This window comes from Alcaligenes sp. Me129, assembly GCF_050487245.1.
Classification (GTDB): domain Bacteria; phylum Pseudomonadota; class Gammaproteobacteria; order Burkholderiales; family Burkholderiaceae_B; genus Alcaligenes; species Alcaligenes phenolicus.
On sequence record NZ_JBKQGX010000002.1, the window covers coordinates 252,453 to 276,619 of the forward strand.

Annotated in this window: 24 protein-coding genes; 19 read left to right on the forward strand and 5 right to left on the reverse strand. The window is 53.0% G+C overall.

Translation table 11 applies throughout. The features are described from left to right. The first annotated feature begins 253 nt into the window (after positions 1-253). The 16 genes from ACLPGZ_RS03205 to ACLPGZ_RS03280 all read left to right on the forward strand — a co-directional run bounded on the left by ACLPGZ_RS03205 (position 254) and on the right by ACLPGZ_RS03280 (position 17,968). The gene (locus ACLPGZ_RS03205) at positions 254-3,250 is read left to right on the forward strand and encodes a tape measure protein (RefSeq protein WP_239055433.1); all 2,997 of its coding nucleotides are present in this window, start codon (positions 254-256) and stop codon (positions 3,248-3,250) included. Continuing rightward, positions 3,247-3,588, forward strand: coding sequence for a phage tail protein (locus ACLPGZ_RS03210; protein WP_022983190.1), 342 nt, complete (start codon positions 3,247-3,249; stop codon positions 3,586-3,588). The genes ACLPGZ_RS03205 and ACLPGZ_RS03210 overlap by 4 nt, the downstream gene beginning before the upstream one ends. Next, the gene (locus ACLPGZ_RS03215) at positions 3,585-4,328 is read left to right on the forward strand and encodes a phage minor tail protein L (protein ID WP_060186037.1); all 744 of its coding nucleotides are present in this window, start codon (positions 3,585-3,587) and stop codon (positions 4,326-4,328) included. Before ACLPGZ_RS03210 ends, ACLPGZ_RS03215 begins: the two co-directional genes overlap by 4 nt. Positions 4,329-4,381: 53 nt before the next feature. Further along, positions 4,382-5,164, forward strand: a complete 783-nt coding sequence (locus ACLPGZ_RS03220; RefSeq protein ID WP_021446763.1) for a C40 family peptidase — start codon at positions 4,382-4,384, stop codon at positions 5,162-5,164. Beyond that, the gene (locus ACLPGZ_RS03225; protein ID WP_230940607.1) at positions 5,164-5,766 is read left to right on the forward strand and encodes a tail assembly protein; all 603 of its coding nucleotides are present in this window, start codon (positions 5,164-5,166) and stop codon (positions 5,764-5,766) included. Before ACLPGZ_RS03220 ends, ACLPGZ_RS03225 begins: the two co-directional genes overlap by 1 nt. Continuing rightward, positions 5,766-10,709: a TipJ family phage tail tip protein gene (locus ACLPGZ_RS03230; RefSeq protein ID WP_239055434.1), complete on the forward strand. Its 4,944-nt coding sequence runs from the start codon at positions 5,766-5,768 to the stop codon at positions 10,707-10,709. The genes ACLPGZ_RS03225 and ACLPGZ_RS03230 overlap by 1 nt, the downstream gene beginning before the upstream one ends. Before the next feature lie 342 nt (positions 10,710-11,051). Then, entirely contained in the window at positions 11,052-11,687 is a 636-nt protein-coding gene (locus ACLPGZ_RS03235) for a hypothetical protein (protein ID WP_060186034.1), read from the forward strand. A gap of 33 nt (positions 11,688-11,720) precedes the next feature. Next, on the forward strand, positions 11,721-11,903 hold the full coding sequence (locus ACLPGZ_RS03240) for a hypothetical protein (protein ID WP_060186033.1): 183 nt from the start codon (positions 11,721-11,723) through the stop codon (positions 11,901-11,903). Next, the gene (locus ACLPGZ_RS03245) at positions 11,890-12,915 is read left to right on the forward strand and encodes a phage tail fiber protein (RefSeq protein ID WP_427974586.1); all 1,026 of its coding nucleotides are present in this window, start codon (positions 11,890-11,892) and stop codon (positions 12,913-12,915) included. Before ACLPGZ_RS03240 ends, ACLPGZ_RS03245 begins: the two co-directional genes overlap by 14 nt. A gap of 114 nt (positions 12,916-13,029) precedes the next feature. Then, positions 13,030-14,556, forward strand: a complete 1,527-nt coding sequence (locus ACLPGZ_RS03250) for a hypothetical protein (protein ID WP_239055436.1) — start codon at positions 13,030-13,032, stop codon at positions 14,554-14,556. 110 nt (positions 14,557-14,666) lie between these two features. Beyond that, positions 14,667-15,902, forward strand: coding sequence for a phage tail protein (locus tag ACLPGZ_RS03255; RefSeq protein ID WP_239055437.1), 1,236 nt, complete (start codon positions 14,667-14,669; stop codon positions 15,900-15,902). Continuing rightward, on the forward strand, positions 15,902-16,318 hold the full coding sequence (locus ACLPGZ_RS03260) for a hypothetical protein (protein WP_239055438.1): 417 nt from the start codon (positions 15,902-15,904) through the stop codon (positions 16,316-16,318). The genes ACLPGZ_RS03255 and ACLPGZ_RS03260 overlap by 1 nt, the downstream gene beginning before the upstream one ends. Beyond that, entirely contained in the window at positions 16,302-16,727 is a 426-nt protein-coding gene (locus ACLPGZ_RS03265; RefSeq protein WP_239055439.1) for a DUF4376 domain-containing protein, read from the forward strand. The genes ACLPGZ_RS03260 and ACLPGZ_RS03265 overlap by 17 nt, the downstream gene beginning before the upstream one ends. Positions 16,728-16,846: 119 nt before the next feature. Beyond that, positions 16,847-17,071 carry a twin-arginine translocase TatA/TatE family subunit gene (locus ACLPGZ_RS03270; protein ID WP_009459872.1) on the forward strand — a complete coding sequence of 75 codons (225 nt, stop codon included), beginning with the start codon at positions 16,847-16,849 and terminating at the stop codon, positions 17,069-17,071. Continuing rightward, positions 17,055-17,513 (forward strand): lysozyme, encoded by a 459-nt coding sequence (locus ACLPGZ_RS03275; RefSeq protein WP_137430861.1) that lies wholly within the window; start codon positions 17,055-17,057, stop codon positions 17,511-17,513. The genes ACLPGZ_RS03270 and ACLPGZ_RS03275 overlap by 17 nt, the downstream gene beginning before the upstream one ends. Next, entirely contained in the window at positions 17,492-17,968 is a 477-nt protein-coding gene (locus ACLPGZ_RS03280; RefSeq protein WP_251196272.1) for a DUF2514 family protein, read from the forward strand. The genes ACLPGZ_RS03275 and ACLPGZ_RS03280 overlap by 22 nt, the downstream gene beginning before the upstream one ends. Before the next feature lie 45 nt (positions 17,969-18,013). On the opposite strand, the gene ACLPGZ_RS03285 is transcribed toward ACLPGZ_RS03280, so the two are convergent. Continuing rightward, on the reverse strand, positions 18,014-18,544 hold the full coding sequence (locus ACLPGZ_RS03285; protein WP_009459867.1) for a P-loop NTPase family protein: 531 nt from the start codon (positions 18,542-18,544) through the stop codon (positions 18,014-18,016). Positions 18,545-18,668: 124 nt separating this feature from the next. On the opposite strand from ACLPGZ_RS03285, the gene ACLPGZ_RS03290 reads away from it, so the two are divergent. Both ACLPGZ_RS03290 and ACLPGZ_RS03295 read left to right on the forward strand, forming a co-directional pair. Beyond that, positions 18,669-19,034, forward strand: a complete 366-nt coding sequence (locus ACLPGZ_RS03290; protein ID WP_203144889.1) for a YgiW/YdeI family stress tolerance OB fold protein — start codon at positions 18,669-18,671, stop codon at positions 19,032-19,034. Between the two features lie 118 nt (positions 19,035-19,152). Continuing rightward, positions 19,153-19,497: a DMT family protein gene (locus tag ACLPGZ_RS03295; protein ID WP_021446759.1), complete on the forward strand. Its 345-nt coding sequence runs from the start codon at positions 19,153-19,155 to the stop codon at positions 19,495-19,497. Between the two features lie 341 nt (positions 19,498-19,838). Here ACLPGZ_RS03295 and ACLPGZ_RS03300 read toward each other — a convergent pair whose 3' ends face one another. Next, a complete protein-coding gene (locus tag ACLPGZ_RS03300) occupies positions 19,839-20,654 on the reverse strand; it encodes an META and DUF4377 domain-containing protein (RefSeq protein WP_035268251.1) in 816 nt (271 codons plus the stop codon). 107 nt (positions 20,655-20,761) lie between these two features. Further along, complete coding sequence (locus tag ACLPGZ_RS03305; protein WP_035268249.1) at positions 20,762-21,469, reverse strand: tellurite resistance TerB family protein; 708 nt, start codon at positions 21,467-21,469, stop codon at positions 20,762-20,764. A 210-nt stretch (positions 21,470-21,679) separates the two neighbouring features. On the opposite strand from ACLPGZ_RS03305, the gene ACLPGZ_RS03310 reads away from it, so the two are divergent. Beyond that, the gene (locus tag ACLPGZ_RS03310) at positions 21,680-22,831 is read left to right on the forward strand and encodes an ABC transporter substrate-binding protein (protein WP_026482930.1); all 1,152 of its coding nucleotides are present in this window, start codon (positions 21,680-21,682) and stop codon (positions 22,829-22,831) included. An 88-nt stretch (positions 22,832-22,919) separates the two neighbouring features. Here ACLPGZ_RS03310 and ACLPGZ_RS03315 read toward each other — a convergent pair whose 3' ends face one another. Beyond that, on the reverse strand, positions 22,920-23,186 hold the full coding sequence (locus tag ACLPGZ_RS03315; protein WP_230940605.1) for a DUF3892 domain-containing protein: 267 nt from the start codon (positions 23,184-23,186) through the stop codon (positions 22,920-22,922). Between the two features lie 87 nt (positions 23,187-23,273). After that, positions 23,274-23,960, reverse strand: a complete 687-nt coding sequence (locus ACLPGZ_RS03320; protein ID WP_009455576.1) for a 3'-5' exonuclease — start codon at positions 23,958-23,960, stop codon at positions 23,274-23,276. Between the last annotated feature and the right edge of the window lie 207 nt (positions 23,961-24,167).

Genomic DNA, 24,167 nt, shown 5'->3' on the forward strand with positions numbered 1-24,167 from the left:
GAACATAAGCGCTGTGGTCCAGGCATACGGAACCCCACTGCCCCGGCAAGAACTGGATATGGCTGTGTTTGAGCTTGATCGCTTGGAACGCAGTTGATTGCCTGGTGGTGGGAGCAGGAGTTGGGCCAGTTGGGGTTGCACGTTTACCTGGCTGGCCCAATTGTTTTGATAGGGTTCAGGTCCTGAGATTTGAATCAGCGTCTATGTGCGGTTTTCCCTGCTTTGGCAGGGTTTTTTTATCTGGAGAATTTGAATGGCGCAAGAGTCTCGATTGACTATTACGCTCGATACTCGGTCGGCGGAGCAAGGTGCCAAAGATCTGACGCTTGCCCTAAATGCAATGGAGGCGGCCGGCATTCGTGTTGCGGCCATGTCGGATCGAGTCAATGGCAGTATGGCTGGCGTCAGTCATGCGACCCTCTCAAGTGCTGCCTCAGCCGCTGTGATGGACCGAGTGTTGAAGTCTGCCTTAAGTAGTTTTTCGGCCATGGATTTGATTGAGATGGCCGAGCAGTGGGATAGCTATGCCGAGCGTATGGCGGTTGCGACGCAGTCTTTGGGCGAGTACGACCAGGCCCAGGCACGAGTGGCGCAGCTTGCTCAGGCGACATCCCGCCCTATTGATGAAACACGTGAAGCATTCATCGCACTTTCCCCGGCTTTGCGGGAGATCGGTCTTGGTTTTGATCAAAGCATGGATGCAGTAGGGGCTTTTTCTGGACTGTTGGCAACGAATGGGGCTAGTGCAGATAGCGGCGCAGTCGCCATGGAGGCGTTTGCCAATTCGTTTCGTACCGGTGCAGTTAATGCCAGTGACTGGGCGCAGATTACTGGTACTGTTGATTCCCTGATTTCCCATATGGCCGACAGCACAGGGAAAACGACGGCAGAGATTGATCAGTTGGGCAGGAGTGGGCAGATGTCTGCCCAGATGTTGGCTCAAGGTTTGGCATCTTCTTATATCCCTGCCTTGCAGCAACTGGAGTTGATGCCCAAGACAGTCAGTGGCGCGCTGACAAACTTGAACTCGGCATTTAGCGAGTACGTAGGCAATACGAATAACTCCTTGCAAGCAACGACATTGTTGGCTTCGGGAATCAACTTCATTTCCCAGAATTTTGAGTCGTTTGCAGATGTTCTGGGGACTGTGGCCCTGGGTGCACTGGGGGTCTATACGTCGCGGACGATTGGTGCTGTTGCGGCAACTGTGAGTGCCACTGTGGCGAGCCATACCAAGGCTGCTGCTACGCTTGCTGCTGCCAGAGCGGAAGCACAAGCTGCGGCTGCGGCTTTGGCAAGCGCACAAGCGAATCTTGGGTTGACTACGACCCATGCGCAGGTGGCAACAGCAAAGCTGGCGGACGAGGCTGCCACAAAGCGCTTGGTAGCCGTGCAATCAACCAGTGTAAGTACTGGTAGAGCATTGCTGGGCGTGTTGGGGGGGCCGGTAGGGCTTGGTGTTACAGCAGCACTCGCAGCTGGGTCGTTTTTGCTCTTTAGTAATAATGCAAATACTGCAGAGAAAAGTGCAAATAGTTTCCGTGGCTCGGTCGATTTGCTTAGTGTGTCACTCAATAAAATGGGAAGGGCTGCACTTGAGAATACCAAGTGGAAAATCGGAGAAGAACTGGTTGGTTTAGGGAAGGACATAGCTTTTTACAAGATTCAGCTTCAGAGTTTGGGCTCGCAGATGCATGCGATGCCAGATAAGAGTTCGCCTCTATATGAGCAGTTGAGTCGCCAGAGTAGGGATCTTTTTGAGACGTACGAAGTAGCGATGACGCGGGCGGAGGGCTTGCGATTAAAGTTTGAAAAGATTACAGAGTTGCTCAGTGCTCCTATCAGTGCTGGTGTGGAACAAGCATCGGAGGACTTTGTTAAGTTTGAATCCCAGATAGATCGTCAGATTGCACTCACTGGTAAAGCTAGTAATGCTGCATTGCTTCGATATGATCTGGAAAAGGGTCTGCTTGGGAAAATGAGTGATGAAGAGCACAAGCGAGCCCTTGAGAAGATCGAGATGTTAGAAGCTGTTGAGCGTGCGGAAGAGGCTGCTCGCAACGCTGCTGGGGCTGATATGGGAAGTCAGCAAAAGAAGGGAGTGAATCCGTTAGTTCAGGGGTTGCAGGATCAGGTAGCAGTGCTCGGGATGTCTGAGCGTGAGATGTTTAACTATCAGCTGCGACTTTCAGGAGCCTCAGAGAAGGAGATGGGGCTCGCAAATGCGTTGTTCGAAACTAAAGAGGCTTTTGAGCAGGCAAAAGTAGCCCAGGACGCATATAAGTCGCTTATGTTGGAGTTGAGCACAGAGGAAGAGCGCAGTACGGATACTTTTAAAAATAGAGTCCGTGTTTTGAATGAGGCGGGATTGTCTGCCGATGAATATTCCAATGCAATACAAAAGCTGGTGCAAAGCAGCATCTCTGTAGCACCTCAGTTCAATGAGCCTACCAGTACATTGGGAGGGGGGATTGGAGAGTTATTGAATGTCACACGAGGTGAGGCTGCACTGGATGAGTGGCGTGCAAAAGAGTTGGCAGAAAAGGCTGCGTACTTTGAGACCTTGGAAGGTATGGAGGAGGAACATGCTGCAGCTATTTTGGAAATAAATACGCGTTACAACGAGCAGCAGTCGATTCTATCTGAAGCATGGCGGTCAGCGACATTATCTAGTTTTTCGACTGTGACTAGTGATGCTATGCAAATGCTGAAAGCGTTGGGGCAAGAGGGATCGACAGCTTATAAGGTTCTTTTTTATGCCAATAAGGCCGCTAGCATTGCCCAAGCAATTATTAATACAGAAGTCGCTTACACCCAGGCTATGGCGATTCCAGGTGGAAAGGGACTGGCAATAGCGCCGTGGATTCGCGGGATGGGCTACGCCTCGGTCGCTATGATTGCGGCTACTTCTTTGAGCGGGATGGCTCATGACGGTCTTGACCAGATACCGCGTGAGGGCACCTGGTTGCTGGATAAAGGTGAGCGGGTGCTTAGTTCTAGACAAAATAATGATCTCACTTCTTATCTTCAAAGAGCTAACAAGACTTCTGCAGGGGGCGCACAGTCAGCTCCAATTAATGTCGAGGTGAATATTTCTAGTAATGGTTCAGCCCAAATGCAGACTAGTGGTGGCAGTCAGGCAGATGCCAGGCAACTAGGTGAATTGATTGCCGGGCAAGTTCAGAAAGTGCTGGCCAGTGAAATGCGGCAAGGCGGCTTACTGTGGAATCAACAACAAGGGTATGCATGATGAATACATTTACTTGGGCGGCGGAACAGCAAAATATGGTGCAAGAGGTTGAGTTCCAGGTTTTGTCAGCCAAGCTGGGTGATGGTTATGTACAACGGGTGGGCAAAGGGATGAACTCCAAAGACGCCAAGTGGTCTTTGGTGTTTTTGGGGCGACAGCAGCGTATTGATGAGATCACAGAGTTTTTGGATGAACATGCTGGATGGTGCTCTTTTCTTTGGACCCCACCTGGGCAGAGCACGGCGATTGTTACCACTTGTGGTGCCTATTCGCAGGAACATCAAGGCGCCGATGTTTGGCGACTGTCCGCAACTTTTGAGAAGGGGTTTCAACCATGACGATTACTGCAGATCTACAAAAGTTGGAGCCTGGTGCCATCGTGGAGTTGTTTGAGCTTGATGCTGAAGAAATTGGTGCTGGCACGTTTCGTTTTCATGGCTATTCGCAAGATACACCGATTTGGTGGCAAGGAAAAAGGTATGAGCCATGGGCTATTCAAGCGACAGGATTTAAACGCGCAGGTGAAGGGCGCCAAGCGACTCCTAAAGTGCAGGTGGGAAACATTGGTGTGGATGCTCAGGGCAAGCCTGTGCCAGGGGTGATTTCCGCCTTGTGCCGGATGTATGGGGATTTAGTTGGTACACGATTTATTCGGCATCGTACCTTAGTGAAATATCTTGATGAGGCTAATTTCCCGGAGGGTAATCCTGGGGCAGATCCTACGCAGTCTTTTCCTCTTGAGGTGTGGCTGATTGAGCAGAGGTCTGCCAGTAATGCCGAAGCGGTAGAGTTTGAGTTATCCAGCCCGTTGGATTTCCAGGGGCAGCGATTGCCAGGACGCCAAATTATGACGTATTGCTCTTGGACGCGTATCGGTGGCTATCGTGGGCCTTATTGTGGTTACACAGGTTCAGCCATGTTTGATAAGAATGATCAGCCAGTGCAGGACCCTGCTTTAGATCGTTGTCCTGGTTTTGTCCGTAGTTGCCAGTTGCGGTGGGCTAGTGTTCAGAACTGTCAACCTGAGGAAGCAGAGATTTCATTTGGTGGTGAACCGGCGGCTGATCGCCTCCGTTAACGATTGCGATGTATTGGATGACCGCTATAGGCGGTTTTTTTTATGGGTGTCATATGAATAAAAAAACCATAGAAGCGATTAATGCGCACGCCTTGGCTGAGTATCCACGTGAGGCAGTGGGTTTTGTGGTGGCTAAAGGACGCAAGGAAATTTATGTGCCCGGAGTGAATGTGGCTAGCGAGCCTGAAAATTTTTTCATAACTCGTCCGGAGGATTGGGTGCAAGCCCAGGAGCAAGGTGAGTTGATCGCTTTTGTGCACTCACATCCGAATATGTCGGCTGCGCCCAGCCAGGCGGATCGTGTGGCATGCGAGGCAATGGCTGAATATGTAAAACCTTTGGAGTGGTTGATTGTTTCAGTGATGCCAGGTGCAGGTACTCCTCAGGTACGCGAGATGGAGTCCTTCCGCCCAGAAGGTTATCAGGCCCCTCTGATTGGTCGTCAGTTTTATCACGGGGTACTAGATTGCTACACCCTGGTGCGGGATTTTTATCGTCGTGAACGGGCAGTGGTTTTGCCAGACTTTGAACGTGAGGATGGTTGGTGGGAGGGGGATGAAGAACTGTATCTTGATAACTTTGCCAAAGCTGGTTTTGTAGAAGTTGAGGATGGTCCCAAAACTGGTGATGTGATCCTTATGCAGCTGCGTAGCGATCGGGTTAATCATGCGGGGGTGTATTTGGGGGCCTCTTCCTTGGCTGAAGCCTCGCATTTACACCCTGTGCCCGATGCAATGCTGCACCATGCCTATGGTTACTTATCTGAACGAGTCCCTTACGGCGGTTATTGGGCACAGATTACTCGCAAGATTATTCGACATAAGGAGTTGTTGTGATGGCCACAGCATCGGTGAGTCAAGAGCTACGCACGATACGGTTGTATGGCAAGCTCGGTACCCGTTTTGGTCGGGTTCATCATTTGGCAGTTAATTCTCTGGCAGAAGGTGTGCGGGCTTTGTGTGTGTTATTGCCTGGTTTTGAGCGAGAACTACTGACCTCGGGGGACCGAGGCATCTCTTATGCATGCTTTCTATCCACAACGAATATCAACGAGGAAGCGTTGGAAGCACCCGTAGGCCAGGAAGAAATACGGATTGCGCCCGTGATTCGAGGCTCGAAACGAGGGGGGCTTTTTCAAACAATACTGGGTGTGAGCTTAGTCATTGTTGGTGCTTTGGTTGTCGGTGGTCATCCTGTGCTTGGATATGGGTTGATGGCTGCTGGTGCTGGCATGACCCTGGGCGGGGTATTTCAAATGATCATGCCTATGCAGGTGGGGTTAGGAACAGCGGATCAAGCAGAGAATAAAGCGTCCTACAACTTTAATGGTCCAATTAATACGACGGCCCAGGGGAACCCTGTTCCGCTAGGGTATGGGCGAAAAATAGTAGGTAGTGCTGTAGTTTCAGCTGGGATTTATTCAGAGGATCAGATGTGATGAGACTTCTTGATTACAACATTGCGGCGCCTGCGGGCGCCGTTCCTGTTTCTGGGGGCTACAGCGTCAAAGGTCACAAGGGCGGGAAGGGGGGCGGTGGCTCGACTCGTACACCGGTTGAGGACCAGGATAATCTGCACAGTATTGCTTATGCCTCGATTATCGATCTGGTCAGCGCTGGTCCTATTCATGGGTTTGCAAACAGTAGCAGCCCTTTGCGCTCTGTATACCTGGACAAAACGCCTATTGAGAATGACGATGGCAGCCTGAATTTTACAGATGTTCAATTGGAGTTCCGTGCGGGTACACAGGACCAACGGTACATTCCTGGTTTCCCGGCTGTGGAAGCTAGTTCGGCGGTGAATGTAGAGCTACGTTCAGACCAGCCATTCACACGATCTATCCAGAACATACATATCTCGGCTGTACGAGTAGGGTTGTCGGTGCGTGGTCTGAAACAGCAATCCGCTACAACCGGTGACATATCTGGCTATCGTGTTGAGTATGTGATTGAGTTGTCTACCGATAACTCAGCTTTTGAAGAAGTGCTACGAGCTGCCTTCGACGGTAAGACAACCCAGCAATATGCACGTTCTCATCGCATTGATTTGCCACGTGCGCAGGTAGGTTGGATGCTGCGCGTGCGTCGGACTACCGTTAATGCCAACAACTCTACGGTGAGTGACGTTACATACGTTGATTCCATTACAGAGGTCACTGATGCCAAGTTGCGTCGTCCGATGTCGGCTTGTGTTGGTCTGCGTGTGAATGCCAAGCAGTTTCAGAGTATTCCTTCGCGTGCCTTTGATTTGTACTTACGGGTGGTACGAGTACCTAGCAACTATGATGCGTGGACACATACTTACTCCGGGAGCTGGGATGGTACTTTTAAAGTTTCCTGGACAGACAACCCTGCCTGGATCTTCTATGACCTGGCCACGAATGCATGTGATGGCTTGGGGCGTCTTCTGCCCGCAGCTTGGTTGGATAAGTGGTCTCTTTATCAAATTGCACAATATTGTGATGAGCAGGTGCCCGACGGAAAAGGTGGTACCGAGCCCCGCTTCTCCTGCAATGTGTATTTGCAGGATAAAGCGGAAGCATGGAAAGTCTTACAGGATTTGGCATCGGTTTTTCGTGGGATTGCTTATTACGCTCAAGGGTCGGTGCAAGCAGTAGCCGATATGCCACGGGATCCGGTCTATACCTACTCGAATGCCAACGTAATTGATGGCGTGTTCAATTATGTCGGATCCAGTTTGGCGACTCGTCACACTGTTGCTTTGGTCTCCTGGAATGATGAGACTGATATGGGGCGGGCCAAGGTGGAGGTTGTTGAAGACCCGGAAGGCATGGTCCGCTACGGCGTAAGACAAGTTGAGCTAACAGCATTTGGGTGTACGTCTCAAGGTCAGGCCCAACGTATGGGACGGAGTGCTTTGTTTACCTCCCGTATGGAAACTGAGGCAGTTACTTTTGCGGTGGGTTTGTCAGGTAATTTGGCTCAGCCAGGGCAAATTATTGAAATTGCCGATTCACATTTGGCTGGGCGTCGTATTGGTGGTTTGATTCAAGCAGCAACTGATGTTGAAGTGACACTGGATGCTTCTGTTCGAGTCGTATCGGGTGATCGTTTGACGGTCGTATTACCGAATGGTGTTTCTCAGTCTCGCCTTGTGGTTGTTGAGGATGGTGAAGAAATAGAAGGACAAGTCCTGCTGGTTGACTCACCGTTTAGTCAGACTCCTGAGCCAGAGTCGGCTTGGTCTATCAGCTCGGCTGAATTGTCGACTCAGAAGTACCGAGTAGTTAGTTTGTCGGAAGGGGACGGCCTGAAATATACAATTAAAGCTGTCCAGTATGTGGATGGCAAACATGCCGCGATCGACTATGAAACCCGCGTGGAAACTCCACCGGTTAGCGTTGTTCCCCCGCCTGTTCAGAGCATTCCGGGTAATGTTTCAATCACCTCTTATCATGTCATTGATCAGGGGCAGGCCCGACATAATGCGGTGATTTCCTGGGATGCCGTTCCCAATGCTGTCGCCTATGAGGTGCAGTGGCGTCGGGATAATTCCGAGTGGGTTGTAGTCCCGCGTACGGGCTCCACCAGTGTTGAGGTTCCTAACATCTATGCCGGTGCGTATCGTGCGCGTGTACGCGCGATTAACGTCCTGGATGTGTCCAGCCTGTGGGGAAATTCAGATCTGACAGAGTTGTCTGGCAAGCTGTCTGCGCCTTTGCCTGTGACCGATCTGAGGACCAGCTCCATTCCTTGGGGTATACAAGTCAAATGGAGTTTTCCTGCGGATCCGAACATCACTGAGCGCACCGAGATCAGGTATAGCTCGACACAAAGCTTTGCAGATTCGCTGAGTGCCGGTGGTTTTGCGTATCCGACGGACTCATTCGAGCAAACAGGTTTGGCGGTGACGGCTCAGCATTTCTTCTGGGCACGTCTGATTGATAAAAACGGCACTCAAGGACCGTGGTTCCCGGCAGAGTCAAAACCCGGTATCCGGGGTGTGCCTTCTACATCGGCCAGTGACTATAACCAGCTGATCACTCCATCCATTGTTGAGGGCGGCTTGGGCGAGCTGCTGATGGGCGACATCCGCGACATCCCCAAAATCCGCGATTCCGTGGGAGATCTGACTCTTGAACTCGGTGAGCTGAATCAACGGGTTGATGAGGTCAACGGCCAAGTACAAGAGCTGCTTCTTGCTGATAAATGGGATTCGAAAAAAGCCTATGCAGCAGGTTCTGTCGTCTTTGCCAATGACAAGATGTACCGCGCTAAAAAGGCTGTGCCGGCAGGCAAGAAGATAACGGATGCGGCGTATTGGGGGCTGATCGGAGACTTTGCCTCGATCACTGATGGTCTTGCTGCTTTGGCGGTCCAGTCGCAGGAGACGATCAGCCGGGTGGAGAGTGCGGAAGGCCGGATTCAGGCTAATGCTCAGCAGATCAATACGGTCGCAGGCCAGGTGAACGATCCGGCAACGGGCCTTGGCGCCTTGGCTTCCTCCGTGCAATCCATGCGCACTCAGGTTGAGCAACTGGAGGGTGGCCTGCGCTCCTTGTCTGACTCCACCACGGCGCTGTCCAGCAAGGTAGATGGTCTGGATGCCGCGCAGCGTGGCTTGGCAACGGCCGTTAATTCCTTGGGTACCCGTGTGACGGCGACCGAGGGCAAGCTTGATGCACAAGCAAGCAGCATCACGCAGTTGACGGCCAGCGTGAACAGCGCCGATGCCAAAGCCGTTGCGGCGCAAGATGCGGCAGCGGCTGCCGCCACTGCCGCTGGGGCAAAAGGGGAGGTGATCTTTGCAACAGCAGCTCCTGCGGCTGCAAAGCGCCTGGCACAAAATCTGTGGATCGACACTAAAAACAATGCCAATACTCCCAAGCGCTGGAATGGCAGTGCCTGGGTGGCCGTAACGGATAAAGCGGCAACGGACGCGGCAGCCGCTGCGGTGGCTGCAAAAGCTGCAGCTGATGCGGCGCAGGCTACTGCAAATCAGAAAGCGGATGCCAGTGCGGTACAAGCCTTGAGCAATCGTGTAACGGCGACAGAGCAGGATGTCAGTGCGCAGGCGCAGAGCATTACAAAGCTGGAGACTGGGCTTGAGTCATTGACAGCCCCAGCCGGAAACTTGCTGCTGGCGTCGAACGTTGAGCAAGTTCGCGCCACACCTGTATATCTATTTGGACGCTACAACCTGACTGAGGACTTTGTTCCTGCCCAGGGCTATACCTTGGTGGTCTGCTATACACATAAGCCCGCGGAGGGTGATACGGAGTCGCGTATTGGTGTGTGGGCGGGGGGCAGTTCAAATCGGGTTGCTGATCTGGAGCGCAATGTTGAACAGTCTGTCCAGGTCGTCAAATTCACCAAGGCTGCTGCCAATGCCTTGCCGCGTGAATTGCGGTTTTACTATGCGCCGTCCCCTGGCAACCATGCTGGTCAGGCAACTATCCATTGGGCAGCTTTGTATCTTGGTGATGTTGTGCCTGCCATGCAATGGCAGCCTAATCTGACTGAGTTGCGAGAGGAAACCTTCGCCAACTCCTCGGCGATTCAAGGTCTGACTAGTATTGTCACTCAACAAGGGAGCTCAATTTCTTCTCAAGGACGCGACCTGACGGCTTTGCAAAATACCGTCAATGATCCCAAGACGGGTTTGGCAGCGACAGCGGGGGCCTTGAACGAGACCAACTCTCGGGTGACTAGCGTAGAGGGTCAGCAAGAAGCCTTGGCGACTAGTCAACTGGTGCTGAATGCAGAAATGAAACGCCAACAGGCGGGTGAGGATGCTGACCTTGAACGAGTGCTGAATCAGTTTGATACTCAGAAAGAGCAAACCCAAATCCGGGCCTCTTTGGCGGAGTTCAAGAATGTCCAGGCTGACGAGAATCGTGCGCTGGCTGAGTCTATTACGACGTTGGAAACAGGTATCGGTATCAATTCGGCGGCTGTTGAGCAGGTTGCGCGTTCTTTGACGGAGTTGGATGGCAAGATCGCTTCCAGCTGGGGGGTGAAGCTGCAGGCGAATCAGAGCGGGGTGAAGTATGTCTCCGGTGTGGGTCTGGATTTGACCAACGAGTCTGGCGTCATGCAGTCGACTTTTGCTGTGTTGGCGGATCGGTTTGCGGTGATGCATGCGGCTAATGGGATGCCAATGACAGTGTTCTCAGTGCAGGGTGGGGCCAGCATTTTTAATACAGCCTTAATCGGTGACACAACTATTGGTTTCGCAAAAATCATGAATGATATTCAGTCATTCAATTATGTGCCTAACGCGTCGGGATGGCGTTTAGATAAAGGAGGGACATTTCAATTGAATGGAAATTCTGCTCAAGGTCGTACAGAAATCCGTCCGAATTTTCTCGGAGGCTGGTATGCCAATGGCAATGCCAGTTTCCGTATTGGAGAGTGGTAGCCATGTACGGGTATGACTTCCGTTTGCCCGATGGCAAAGTGGCGTTTTCTAGCTCCGACAACTTGTTCAGGCTTGTTCACATTGCGAATAATCAGCCCAGGGCGGGCTCGCTGGCACTAGCGGGGTTAGCCGGACAAGGGGATGTGGTTGTGATTGCCCATGGTACTGGATGGCGTGGCGGTTATTCGAGTAAAGGAGGAATCCAGTTTATGCGAGATTTCTACCATGCTTCCGGGAACACGTTGTCGTGGAATGTTCCATTGACAATTCAGGTAGGGGGGATGCACCCACCGCTAGACAATATTGACCTTAATTCGATGTTCATTTTTGTTAGGTAAGGGTATGGGCTACGGCTTTCAGTTTTGGAGACCATCAGGCGAAATTTTGTTTGATACGAATTGGCCGACCCTTGGGTTTGCTGGCAAGTACAGTACAGATGATCCGCTAGCTTCACGAGATCCCGCCTTATCTCTTGTTAATACCAACAGATTGGAGGCTTATGTTGGGCGACCAGATGGAAATGCAACGGTCTATGTTTATGAGTCGGTCTCCGGCAAACCTGCCTTAACTAACAGAGGGTTTCAGTTCTGGAGGTCGGACGGCACTTTGATCGCATCCAGCGATTATCCGCCGATGAAGGTTGTCGATTTCAAGCGCATCACCGAAGACAATGCCAGCTCGCAATCGGTAACTGTTCCGCCTGGTAAGGTATACGCGATTATCTATATCGGTGCTACTTCATCGGGCTATGCGTTTGATATACAGAAACATGGTGCAGGTCCGCCAACTTGGGAGGAATGGTGGTCATATCGTTGGCGTAATCTAGCAATAAGGCCCTCTTGGGGCTACGAGAGCGTTTCCTTTTCTGTTCAGCAGTGGAGTGACGCCGATATCCATGAGAGTGATACGGGCACTATTCAGCCTGTTGATCAGTATCTTAGGTATGACTGCATGGTCATTGATGTGACAGGTCTTTAGCCGCCTTATGGCGGTTTTTTTTATGGGTGTTCAATGAGTATTCATCAATCTATTGCGCAGGTATTTGAGAGCAATATGGGCAACCGGATCACACCAGAATTGGCGGGTGGAATGCTCCGCAGTCTGGTCGATATTCTGGCTGCTGGTGTGCAGCAGACCGAGGTAGCGGCTGAACCCCCGTCTCCAGAGCAGGAGGGCGGCAATGGCATGGTATGACGCAGGGACGGTAAAGGTCACTAGCAATAGTGCGACTGTTACAGGAACCGGGACACAGTGGCTGTCAGGTGCTCGACAAGGTGAGGCATTCGTAGCCCCGGATGGTCGGCTATACGAGGTAGCGAATATTACTTCTGATACTTCGTTGACCCTGGCCAAGCCTTATTTAGGTGCCACAGGCACCGCTCAGAAATATGCACTTGCGCCGATGCAGGGGTATGTCAAAGAGCTGGCTGACCGAGCAGCAGGACTGTTGCCTGTCTTGGCTGATCTGGGCACGGCAGCCAAAGCAACTCTGACAGACTCCAACCAGGACGCGACTGCAGGGCGAGTCGCACGCATTGGTGACTGGGGGTTTGGTGTTGGCAGCTCAATCGCGGCTGATCCTAACATTCTTAACAACACAGTCAACGGTTTTTATCGATCGGGCTCTGGCAGTACGGAGGCCCCTGACAACAATACCGGTGCTGGCTACATTAAATTTGGCTGGAGTGGAGCCTACTATAGCTTGCTATATGCCTCTCCAATAAGCGACAAACTCTGGATTCGAAACGTTCAGAACCGGGTTGCTAAGCCATGGCAGGAACTCTTGACGCATCGAAATACGATGGTCGACAGCAATGGCTTTATTAAAAAGGCGTCCCCTGTCATTCAGCTTGGAAGTACGGGCATTGAGAAGACCATGCATCCTGAAATTGCCGCAGCCAAGTTCGAGCGCCTTGGAGCTGGCCACTATCTCTTGCGCCAGGTACCGCTACTGAGTCGTGACGGCTGGTATATCGAAACCCCGAAAGATCGAAACGGCAATGTGTATTTCACCTTGGATTACGAAGAGTGCGAGCAGGACCAAACACTGACGATTCGTACCTATGAGCCTGATTACAGTACTGGACCAGCGATCAATGGCAAAGCCCTTGATATCCTTCCCGACCGTTTTGTAAGTTTGCGATTTGCCGAGGAGCCATCTCCGGCATTACAGGATTGTGATCCTGTCGAGTATCCAGCCGCTTGAATAGCGGCTTTTTTTATGGAGTACGAATAATGAACACTCAGCATTCTGGTGCGCCGTTTTTAGTATGTGCCCAAGTAGCGGCTGAGGGGCATCACTGTCAGCAAGGAGTATGGAATGGCTTGGTATGACTTGGGGACTGTAAACGTCACCGTAAATAGCAGCACTGTGACGGGCACCGGCACGAAGTGGCTGGCAGGTGCCCGGCAGGGCGAGGCCTTTGTTGCCCCTGACGGTCGACTGTATGAGGTGTTGAATATTGCGTCGGATACCTCCTTGACGCTGACTAAGCCTTATCGCGGTGCTACGGCTACAGGTCAGCCTTATGCTTTGGCCCCCATGCAAGGCTATGTCAAGGAGTTGGCAGACCGTGCAGCAGAATTGCTGCCTGCACTGTCGGCTATGGGGAGCGCCGCCAAGGGCACTCTGGCTACATCAACGATTGATCCTGTTCCAGGGCGCGTGATGCGCAATGCAGACTGGGGTTTTGGAGGTAATTCGGGAGCGGTTGCAGACCAAGACATTCTGAAAAACCCCATTAATGGGATTTACCGATCGGGCTCAAGCGATGTGGGTAAACCTGATGGCACCAGCTCCGGGTCAAGCTACTTCAAGTTTGGGTGGGGCGGTACGTATTACGGTCTATTGTATGCATCGCCGGTTCAAGACAAGTTCTACATACGCACAGTCAATAACGCTAAGCCCAATGCCTGGAAAGAGCTTATGACAGTGGGGCAGTATGGCGTGGGCCGCTCGGGCGCAGACGCCAATTTAGACATATTTCCAGCAGCAGATCTGAATGCGCTGGGTGTGGGGGCGGGATCCTACTACTATGGTCCCCTAGTTGGTGATGCGTCGAAATTGCCCTTTGACCCTAATGTGACCGGATACAACGCTGGGGTTTTATTTCATAGGCAGGCGGGCACAGCCGGGGGGCAAGTGGCGGTCAGCTCCAGTAACAGATTAGGTTGGCGCGGTCGGCGTGCTGGTGCTTATCACACTTGGCGCGAGGCCATGTATGTAGGTGAATACGGATTTGGTGGTGCTCAAGCTAACCCAACCTCATGGGACGCCCAAAAGACTGGGTGGTATTACCGATCTGGAGCTAAACCGGCCTGGGGGGGCGGGGGGTTTTTCCTAGACCTGGCCTATAACACAACCGCCTTTAACTCTGGCCTGCGTATTTCGACGGACCCCTATACCGATAACTTTTATATGAATGGTGCGGTATCTGGTCAAAAGACGTTCCGCAATGCTTGCAAACTTGTTCACGATAAAAACATCGTTGGGGATGTGGGCGCTGGATCTGTGGTTGATAACGGCTCAAACGCTAACGGTACATGGATTAGGTTCGCAGATGGAACGCAAATATGTTGGTCCGGGATACGGAGCTCTAGCTGGGTGGATAGAGCAGAGGGGAATATCTGGAAAAGCAGCAATAATTCCTGGACTTTCCCAATGGCCTTCATTGACACGTCAGCCTATGTTTTGACGGCCGACTTCAATACTAGCGACAGTTCTTTTTGGGTTGGCCCCGGTATTAACAGAGGTACAGGGTACTGCGACTATAAACTGCTGGCGGCTATTCGGTGGGACTTTGCTTTGCAAGTCCGTCTATGTGCAATAGGAAGGTGGAAAGCATGACGTTTCAGGCTAAGACAGTAGTACCTAGCTCTAATAATTCCCGCACATGCTTTTTTTTTGCTGATTGTTTGTAGCCAGGTGGCAAGCATACGATACATAGGAGGATAGCAATGGCTTGGTATACCGCCGGGACCGTCAAGGTCGCCGCAAACAATGCCACGGTCACCGGAACCGGAACAAAGTGGCTCTCTGGAGCGCGTCAGGGTGAGGCATTTGTGGCACCTGATGGGCAGCTTTATGAAGTAAAGAATATTGCGTCAGACACATCTTTGACGCTGACGCAGGTTTATCGAGGTGCGTCTGCCAGTGGGCAGGCCTATGCTTTGGCCCCCATGCAGGGTTACGTCAAGGAGTTGGCAGATCGCGTCGCTTCGCTACTTCTGCTTTCCCAAACGGAATGGGAGTGGGATTCGGTTTTAAAAAAGACGGATCTGCAAGCTGCCCCTAATGATCCGACAGCCTGGAAGATACTTACTAATGGTCGAGCATTCGGCTTAGGTAGTTTTGGGGCGGCAAACTCGTATGACCATTGGCCCACTGCGTCGCTTAATGATGTAGATGTTCCGGCAGGCATGTATTACGTAAGCACGGCGATTACCGACAGGCCGACCACAGCGCCAGGCGTTGTATGGCACCGTCAGACAGGTACGGTGGGCGCACAGATTTATGTGTCTTCAGATGGTGGTTTGCTTCACAGGGGACGCCGCTCCGGTACATATCGGGCCTGGTTGACTACCTTGAATGTCGGTGAGTTTGGACTAGGTGGGGCTACAACTACTCCATCCAACGGCAGGGATAGTTCCAATCCATTTGGTTGGTACTACCAAACGCGGGCGGTAACGTGGGGTGGTGGTTCTTTCTTTCTTGATATGCCCTACGGCAGCAATATGAATGCGGGGCTGCGCCTTTCTACCGATCCTTACTCCGATAACTTTTATTTAAATGGCGGGGTCTCGGGCAAGAGGGAATACCGCCCAGCCTGCAAGCTGGTTCACGACAAGAATATTGTGGGTGATGTGGCAGGTGGATCGGTTGTGCAGTCGGGGTCAAATTCAAATGGCAATTGGATACGGCTTGCCAATGGCACTCAAATTTGTCGTGGGCAAGTCACATTCAGTGGTAATGGCTGGAAGCCTTCCAGTCCAGTGATCTCTTATCCCATGGCGTTTATAGCGCCTCCCACCACGGTGATCCAGCCCTTGTCTGACGGCTCTGGATATTATGCCGTGCCTCAAATGGGGATGGGTTCAGGGTCGGGTAGTTTCTTTATTCGCGACACTGCTGGCATTGTGGATACTGGCACAAGTGCCGCAGTTGACTATGTAGCAATTGGAGTATGGAAATAATGAATTTCATCATCAAATTATGCCCCCAGATCCCTGTGGGTATGGTCCAAAAGATCAGCCTTGAGCGTTCAGGCACCATTCTGAAAATCAACCAGGAAGAGCTTGATTTGTCCTTTATGTCCCCTGGCGATGTTCTGCCAGCCGGCGCAATCGAGCATCCCTTATTGAAGCAGGCCTCAGTTACCCGTCATGCTGACAGCGTCGAGATTGATCAACTGCTTTTTCATATCGCGGCGGATCAAACAGATCCGGCAGCATGCTTTCCTGAGCCGATCGTGATTAGTGAGGATGGCGTGGTTGCATTACCTGCGCAGAGCCCACCGCCAGCACCCATTCCAGAGCTGCCTTCTGAAGCCGACTTTGAGACAAGCCCTGAATCTGAAATAAAGGAGGAAACCGATGCAGATCAACATTGATAGTAGTAAGGTCGTGACGGCAGCAGCTCAACTGCAGACGTATAAGGAAAGCAAGATTACCGCTTTGTCGGCAGCTTGCCGGGCGGCTATCAAGGACGGCTTTGAGTCCGAGGTTTTGGGTGAGCTTCACCGATACCCTAGTAATGAAACTGATCAATTGAATCTGGCCAGTAGTTTGGCTGATTCATTGTTGTCTGGTCTTGCCGCTAACTGGTCTACACCATTTTGGTGCGCGAACCAGGCCGGCGATTGGGCTATGCGTGTGCATACGGCTGAGCAGATTCAGCAATTGGGTCGAGAGGCCAAAGCACGCATTGTGAGTCTGATGCAGCGTAATGCGCTGTTGGCTGAGCAGGTTCAGCAAGCAAATAGCAAAGCCGAAGTGGATCAGTTTGAGTGGTCTGCGTAGACCTACCATTACTTCTTGAAAATTGTTCCCCCGGCCCGCTTGAGCGGGTTTTTTTATGTCTGCTGCACCCATAAAAGGGATGCAGCAGACAGGGCAAATTTAAATAAGGAGAAGGGCCTGTGCTGAATAACGACGCCGCTCACCTACCCATAAGCACCGGCTCGGCCCTGCTTATTTATGGTTGGACGATGCAGGATTTTGTGCTGACTTTATGGGCGGCTTATGTGGTGATTTTGATTGTGACCAAGCTGCCGGACTTTACTCGTGCGGCCGCGCGGATTGTGGGCGGGATCCAGCGTGCCTGGCGCCAGCTCAAGGAGTGGAAGCATGGATCTGAAGACTAAGCTGGGTGCAGGGGTAGTCTCGGCGGCGATTGCTTTGGTTGCCGCCTGGGAGGGGCGCTCTTTGATCGCCTATGTGGACCCCGTAGGCATTCCGACTATCTGCGACGGCTACACACAAGGAGTCAAGCTGGGTGACATGGCCAGTCCGCAGCGTTGCGATGCCTTGACGGAGCAGGAGGTTCGTCGCGCTTTGAGTGTGGTGGATCGTTCCGTTAGCTATCCCTTGCCGGATGAGGTACGTGTGGCGCTGAGCAGCTTTGTTTACAACGTGGGGGCCGGGGCCTATGCCAATTCGACCTTGCTGCGCAAGCTACGGGCTCGGGATATAGCCGGAGCATGTCAGGAGCTGGATCGTTGGGTCTATGCTGGTGGCCGCAAGCTGCGGGGGCTGGAGCGGCGGCGTCAGGCCGAGAGGCAGTTATGTCTATCAAGTCTGCATTAGTAGGGGCTGCTGTTCTGGCAGCCCTTTTTTTATGGGGGGCGCTTTATGGTCAGGAGCAGTATCGCAAAGGCTATGAGCTGGCCCAGGCGCAGACCAGGGCGGCGCAGTTGCAGGCCGAGGTCCGTGCGCGCTTGATGGAGCAACGATTACAAAAGGAGGTGGAGGATGTTCGAGTCACTTATCAAATGCAGTTGGATGCGGCTCAGCGTGCTGCTGTGGCTGCTCGCGCCGATCTTGATGGCTTGCGCAGCAAGCTCGCCGCCGCCAATGATCGTGTCGCCGCTCAGGCTGCCCGAGCCGGACATGCGCTGGATGCAAACGCCCGAATTGCCAGCCAGCTGCGCAACGTGGTCGGCCTGTGCGCAGAGCGATATACAGAGATGGCAGGAGTTGCTGATGGATACCGGAGCGCTTTAAGCGGTTTGCAGGGGTATGTGTTGGCCTTGAGGAAATAGGGCCCCACGGATGGAAACAGCCCAGGGCGTTAGCGCTTCATGCGCTTAGCGTTGCAGGCCTTCGGTTTGATAAAACAGTTTCAGGTCGCGAGGGCTACCTAGTCTGACTTTAGGCAAGGTGCTTGCCTCGAAAATGCTCAAGTACTTGTGGCGATTGGGCGGGGTCACGATGGCGATATGGCGGATCATTTGCCATTTCACACTATCTTTACCGCCTTCCAGGGCTCCACGACGGTTGCGCTCAAACAGGGTGCGCCGGAAGTAGCGCAGCAGGCTGGTAGCGGTGGAGACCTCTAGCACGATGAAACCTGTAGCGCGAGCCAGACGTGGGGCCAGGTGGCGCGTGTAGTTGCCTTCCATCACCCATTGTTCTTGCGCAATAGCCGCCTGGTGAAGCGCAACAAAATCGGCTTCGGGGCGGGGCACCCAGTTGCTATGCGGCAGGTGGTAGAGCTGATCCAGATGCACGGCCGGGATGGCCAGCTTGCGTGCGATCGCGTCAGCCAGGGTGGATTTACCGCTATTGGATGGGCCAAGAATGCAGATGCGGGGGCCTAAGTTCTCAAGAAGGGGCATGGTGCAGTGATGGTGTGATGTCGCGCTTGGTAACAAGGCAAGCCCAACACCGCCATTTTAATAAGAACGCTGATGATATCTGCTGTTATGGTTAAGTTTCAAGCCATGAACAACAGGAGTCATTATGTCTGCTTACGTTAAATTGCGCTCGGCCGTGGCGCTGGCTTTGTTATCAAGCGCGTTGTCGTTTCCTGCCCATGCCCAGTACACGGGCCCGTCGGAGATTGGTCAAACGACGGTTGCGGAGATCCTGAAAAATCCCGTCGATGATCAGGACGTGCGGGTGCAAGGCCATTTGCTACGTCAAACGGCCCACGACAAGTTTCTGTTCTCTGATGGCAGCGGGGAGATCGTGGCGGAGATCAAGGCCAAGCATTTTGCGGGTCAGACTCTGGATGAGAAAACCAGGGTGGAGCTGATTGGCGAAGTCGATACCAGTTCCAAGCGCCCACCCGAAATTGAGGTGGATTTTTTGAAAGTTGTGGACTGATAGCCCTTGCTTGATGCCCCGTCTTTCTGCTGCCTGATTATCCCCATAGGCGCTGCTTAAATGTGACGCTACACTGGCCGGGTCGCGGTGCAGGCCGCTTTTTATTTTCGTGTCCAGAATGGCTAAGATCCTTCCCATCTTGATGTTGGTCGTCTCCAATGTGTTCATGACCATTGCCTGGTATGGGCACCTGAAATATCCCAATAGCCCCTTGCTGAAAGTCGTTCTGATCAGCTGGGGCATTGCTTTGGTGGAGTACTGCCTGGCGGTGCCGGCCAACCGTTTGGGGCACACCGTCTACAGTGCCGCGCAGCTAAAGACCATGCAGGAGGTCATTACCTTGCTGGTGTTCGTGGTGTTCTCGGTGTTGTATCTGAAAGAGAGCTTTACGCTGAATCACCTGCTTGGTTTCACACTGATTGGTGCCGGCGCGTTTTTTATTTTTTATGGGCCGCTGAAGTAAGAGCAAGCCTCATCACCGTTCAGGCATAAAAAAAAGCCTCGCATGTCGCAAGGCCTGAAGCCGGATAAATAGGGAGGTGAAAAATGTTATCCGGTATTTCCATACTACGGATGGGCAGGCTTGCTGACTAGGTTCAAAGCATAGCAGTGAGTAACTATTTGTGGCTCCGAATGTGCTGTTTCTTATGGGGTTTAGGGGATTTGAACCAGGACAGTTTGCTTCCTGGTTCGAAAAAAATGTTCCTGAAATAAATAGCCCCAAAGTCGGAATCAACTCCAACCTTGGGGCTATGTGATCAGGTCGTCAGTGCAACAAGCGCTTGGACGACGTTGCTGCGTGAGTTACTTGCTGACTTGCTCGGACTCTACAACCATGTCCAGAACATCGGCCTTGGACGAGGCGTCTGCAGGCACGTTCTTCAGTTCGTAGCGGTTGATACGCAGCACGTTACGAACGCCAGGAGTATGGGTGTAGCCCTCGATGTCGCCGTAGTAGTACATCCAGTCACCCGTGTAGGTCTTGACGCCCGAATCGCTGTACTGGATCTCGCGTACCTTCAGGCACTGGTAGTTTGGAATCAGGGGGTGGGAGCACTTCTCTTTTTGTGCAGCCACTTCCAGGAACACACGGGTTGGCTCGCTGCCGTAACGGGTCGTTGCAGTAGGCTCACCTTTCAGGCGCCATTTGGTGCCGTCTTTAAAGTTCAGGGTCAGGACCGGTGCTGGATTATCCGGTGCGGAGTCGGCCTTGGCCATGCTCCAGTCTGTCGCTGTAGGCAACAATTTGCCAACGGCTTGTTCGTTGCGCATCAACTCGGGGTCCGAGCACATTTTCAGGGTGCTGACCGGCGAGGTAAAGGTGATTTTGGAACCGCTGATGGTGTAGCCGCTGCCCAGGACATTACACAGATTGTCGACCGACATCATGGTGTCAGTGAAATTCAAAGTGACTTGCTCGCCGCCTGCGCCAGGTATGGCAGGGGCTGGCTGGCCGTCTTTGCCGGTAGTGGCAAACAGACGCCAGTGATAAGCCTGCAGAGAGGTTTCTTTATCCATTTGGCGCTCGGAAGTCGCGGTGTTGCTGTTGTTTGGAGCCGCGCAAGCGGCCAGACCCATTAAGGCCAATGTACCAATCGTCAACTTGAGGGTGTTTTTCATGAGTGGTTTCCTTGATGAGTCGTGGGCTGCATTGGGAGTGTCAGCCCGGGGTTGAAAAATAAAACAATCAGAGTGGGGGTGTTCTGGTGGAACGGTCCCACTTCCGATCAAGCTTGGGGTAAAGCTTGGACTTGATTATCCAGACTTTCGCGCAAGGAGTTTGGCAAGGATAGTAAACGTGCCAGCTCGTCCAGATACGCGCGTTCCATATAGCTTTGCTCGTCAATGACGATGGCGCTGGTCAAGTAAATTTCGGCCGACATCTCGGGCGTTTGCGCCAATTGGGCGATGGCTTGCGGGTCAACCGGTTTGAGCAGTTCTTGTGACAGCCAGAGACGGGCTTGTTCGGGGGCGGCCATTTTACTGATTTCCGCGTCAATCAATTCGCGCTCGGCATCACCGATATGGCCGTCTGCCTTGGCAGCGGAGACCAGAGCGGCCAGGATGACCATCGCATGGGTATCGGCCGGGCCGTTGGAAGCCAGCGGCAGCGGGGCGGCTGGGACCGCTTGCACGGGTGTTGGGGCCGCTTGCTGGCCCGCGTTTTGTTCCTGCCAGTTCTGATAGACCTTGATGGCCAGGGCACCCAAGGCAGCGGCTCCGCCGTACGCGGCCATGGAGCCGCCCATTTTGCGGAACTTCTTGTTGCCCAGCAGGACGCCCAGAACGCCGCCTACCACAGCGCCGCCACCAAAACCACCGGCTTGTTCACTGATCTTCTTACCCAGGCCGGAGGAGTTCAATTGGCCTTGACCTTGTTTTAGTGCGCTTTGGCCGCTTTGCAGAATTTGTTGCAGCATTTGCTGAAGTGACATGAGTTCGCTCTATGAAAGGTAAACAGTAGCTTCGTTATAAACTACTTTATTGTGTGTGCCCGCGTACAATTGTAAGCAGACCTGCCGGAGCAAATCGTTCAATAAGACGTGTGCGGCACGGGGAATTTGGTATCTTATGCCCAGATCAATCCATATAAGCGCGGCTGCGCTGATATCAAGGGGGGAAGGGCTTAACTGGCTCTGCACATTATGAAATTGACTCGAACTGCTTTCGCTTTGTCCGTTGTTCTGGCCGCTCTGGCCACACCGGCTCAATCACAGGTCAAGATTGGCGTGATCGCCTCGGCCACCGGACCGACCGCCGTGGTCGGTTTGCCGCAGCGCAATACCGTGCCGCTGCTCCCTACCAAGGTTGGCGATCTGACGGTTGAGTACGTCTCCCTGGATGATGCCAGCGACCCGAACCAAACGGTGACGCTGTTCAAGAAAATGATTTCCGAGGACAAGATCGATGCCTTGATCGGGCCTACCGGCTCGCCCAATGCCATGAGTCTGATTCAGTTTGCGGCCGATTCGGGCACGCCTGTGCTGGCACCGGTGGGCGCGGCGTCCGTCGTGCTGCCCATGACCGAGCAAAAGAAATGGGTCTTTAAAACGACCCAGAACGACGACATTATTGCTCAGGCCCTGGTCAAGCATATGGTCGATACCGGCGTGAAAACAGCCGGTTTTCTGGGCTTTAACGATGCCTATGGCGAGAGCTGGTTGACCGTGTTCAAGGAACTGGCCGAGGCGAACAATATCAAGATTGTGGCCACCGAGCGTTATGTGCGTTCCGATACCTCGGTAACAGGCCAGGCCTTGAAGATTTACGCGGCCAAACCAGACGTGGTCCTGGTAGCCGGCACTGGCGCTGCGGCTGTTCTGCCGCAAGTGACGCTGGTTAAGCAAGGTTACAAAGGGCAAATTTACCAAACTCACGGTGCTGCGCTGCCTGCGTTCTTGAGCCTGGGTGGCGAGCAGGTTGAAGGCACTATTCTGGCGGCCAGCCTGATGTTGGTCTTGCCTGAAATTGCCGATAGCAATCCGTCCAAGCCTATCGCGCAGGACTACATCCAGCGCTATACCGAGCGTTATGGTCAGGCTCCCGCTACATTTGGTGCCAACGTGTACGACGCTGGTCTTTTGCTGGAAAAGGCAATTCCTGAGGCGGCTACCAAGGCCAAACCCGGAACGCCGGAGTTCCGTTCGGCTTTGCGCGATGCGCTGGAGCAAACCCGTGATCTGGTGGCTACCCAAGGTGTGTATACCATGTCGCCCGAAGACCATAGCGGCTTTGACGAGCGTGGTCGCGAGCTGATTACGGTACGTAATGGCCAATGGCACTTGCTCAAACCCTAAGCAGGTTGACAGGCAGGTATGGAAAAACGCGGCTTAAAGCCGCGTTTTCTGTTTTCCTTGAAGGAAAGTGGAGGGAGGACCGGCCTGCTTAACCGGCCTGGCTGGGAAGGCTGAGCAAAATATGAGGCTCTTCAACTTCAAGCTCAGTTTTCAGGTACTTGGCACCAAAACGGCTGAGCGCCACGATCAGTTTGGCGGGAATGCCATCCAGAAGAATGTAATAGTCCTCCTGGCCCTGCTCAATTTGCTGGACCACATCCGGTTGAGAGCGTTGCCAGCCTGCGCCTCCAAGATGGGTGATTCGTTCGTAAGGGTCCCGACGCATATCTTTCGTGACGTATGCAACCTCGATCATTTGCCACCTCATGAAGTTCTTGTTGGGACCTTCATCATTGGGCATATGATGGCTGACAGCCATTAGGGATTTTACGAACCTTGAGGTTTAGACCTTCAAGGCCTTGACCAGATAGGGGTCCAGGTCTGGTTGACGCAGCAACCAGTTCTTGTAGTCCTGTGGTACATCGGCAATGGCCATGCCCTTGTGTTTGCCAAAATGCAAAATGGTGGGAATCCGGGCGTGCTCGGAGAGCTGCCACAACTGTTCCCAGGTATTGATGTTTTGCGTCAGGCCCAGCAAGTATTGCAGGAGTGCCAGGCAATTGCGTACATCGGCCAAGGCGCTGTGCGCATTGCGCAGGCGCTCGCGGGCGTTGGCGCGATCAATGTGATAGATCAGGGCGGACTGGCTGTAGCTGTCCAGGCCTGGAATCAAGTGCCGGGCCAAGGCCAGAGTGCAAATCCGCTTGATATTGGGCGAACCGGCCACGCCCCAGTCGTAGTCCACGTTATGGCCAATGATGTATTGGGTGTCGGCAGGCAGCTTGAACTCGGTATGCGACGGGCAGTCTTGCAGCTCTTCGTCGTAAATGTGGTGGGTGGCCAGCGCACCCAGAGAATTGGCTTCATCAGGCCGGTAGCGTTGCTCGAATTCTTCATTGACCAGCAAGAAGACAGGGTCGCTTAAACGCAGCCAGGCTGCCTCGATGACTTGAGGTTTGGCAGTGCCGGTGGTTTCAGTATCAAACAGCAGGGCAGACATACGGGAATCGCTAACAGACAAAGCCGTCATGGTAGTGCATGTGCCCCGCTTTGCCTATACGGGTTTCAGGCGAAAGCCTTCGGGAACGCCCCAGCGATTGGTGCGTAGCAGCCAGTGCGTCTGGCAGCTCAGGCAGCGGTACTGGGTCTCATGAGCCCCGTCAGGAGAGGGAGGATGCTGTCCCAGTAAACGCAAGTCAGCATGCGCTTGGCTAGTACTTAATCCCTGTGGCAAGGT

Bases quoted from the DNA above. Each gene is read 5' to 3' on its own strand.
- ACLPGZ_RS03315 (WP_230940605.1), bottom strand. From the start codon at position 23,186: ATGATCGAGGTTGCATACGTCACGAAAGATATGCGTCGGGACCCTTAC.
- ACLPGZ_RS03285 (WP_009459867.1), bottom strand. From the start codon at position 18,544: ATGCCCCTTCTTGAGAACTTAGGCCCCCGCATCTGCATTCTTGGCCCA.
- ACLPGZ_RS03260 (WP_239055438.1), top strand. From the start codon at position 15,902: ATGAATTTCATCATCAAATTATGCCCCCAGATCCCTGTGGGTATGGTC.
- ACLPGZ_RS03245 (WP_427974586.1), top strand. From the start codon at position 11,890: ATGGCATGGTATGACGCAGGGACGGTAAAGGTCACTAGCAATAGTGCG.
- ACLPGZ_RS03310 (WP_026482930.1), top strand. From the start codon at position 21,680: ATGAAATTGACTCGAACTGCTTTCGCTTTGTCCGTTGTTCTGGCCGCT.
- ACLPGZ_RS03275 (WP_137430861.1), top strand. From the start codon at position 17,055: ATGGATCTGAAGACTAAGCTGGGTGCAGGGGTAGTCTCGGCGGCGATT.
- ACLPGZ_RS03320 (WP_009455576.1), bottom strand. From the start codon at position 23,960: ATGACGGCTTTGTCTGTTAGCGATTCCCGTATGTCTGCCCTGCTGTTT.
- ACLPGZ_RS03280 (WP_251196272.1), top strand. From the start codon at position 17,492: ATGTCTATCAAGTCTGCATTAGTAGGGGCTGCTGTTCTGGCAGCCCTT.
- ACLPGZ_RS03255 (WP_239055437.1), top strand. From the start codon at position 14,667: ATGGCTTGGTATACCGCCGGGACCGTCAAGGTCGCCGCAAACAATGCC.
- ACLPGZ_RS03295 (WP_021446759.1), top strand. From the start codon at position 19,153: ATGGCTAAGATCCTTCCCATCTTGATGTTGGTCGTCTCCAATGTGTTC.
- ACLPGZ_RS03220 (WP_021446763.1), top strand. From the start codon at position 4,382: ATGAATAAAAAAACCATAGAAGCGATTAATGCGCACGCCTTGGCTGAG.
- ACLPGZ_RS03300 (WP_035268251.1), bottom strand. From the start codon at position 20,654: ATGAAAAACACCCTCAAGTTGACGATTGGTACATTGGCCTTAATGGGT.
- ACLPGZ_RS03210 (WP_022983190.1), top strand. From the start codon at position 3,247: ATGATGAATACATTTACTTGGGCGGCGGAACAGCAAAATATGGTGCAA.
- ACLPGZ_RS03250 (WP_239055436.1), top strand. From the start codon at position 13,030: ATGGCTTGGTATGACTTGGGGACTGTAAACGTCACCGTAAATAGCAGC.
- ACLPGZ_RS03240 (WP_060186033.1), top strand. From the start codon at position 11,721: ATGAGTATTCATCAATCTATTGCGCAGGTATTTGAGAGCAATATGGGC.
- ACLPGZ_RS03305 (WP_035268249.1), bottom strand. From the start codon at position 21,469: ATGTCACTTCAGCAAATGCTGCAACAAATTCTGCAAAGCGGCCAAAGC.
- ACLPGZ_RS03235 (WP_060186034.1), top strand. From the start codon at position 11,052: ATGGGCTACGGCTTTCAGTTTTGGAGACCATCAGGCGAAATTTTGTTT.
- ACLPGZ_RS03205 (WP_239055433.1), top strand. From the start codon at position 254: ATGGCGCAAGAGTCTCGATTGACTATTACGCTCGATACTCGGTCGGCG.
- ACLPGZ_RS03225 (WP_230940607.1), top strand. From the start codon at position 5,164: ATGGCCACAGCATCGGTGAGTCAAGAGCTACGCACGATACGGTTGTAT.
- ACLPGZ_RS03290 (WP_203144889.1), top strand. From the start codon at position 18,669: ATGTCTGCTTACGTTAAATTGCGCTCGGCCGTGGCGCTGGCTTTGTTA.
- ACLPGZ_RS03215 (WP_060186037.1), top strand. From the start codon at position 3,585: ATGACGATTACTGCAGATCTACAAAAGTTGGAGCCTGGTGCCATCGTG.
- ACLPGZ_RS03265 (WP_239055439.1), top strand. From the start codon at position 16,302: ATGCAGATCAACATTGATAGTAGTAAGGTCGTGACGGCAGCAGCTCAA.
- ACLPGZ_RS03230 (WP_239055434.1), top strand. From the start codon at position 5,766: ATGAGACTTCTTGATTACAACATTGCGGCGCCTGCGGGCGCCGTTCCT.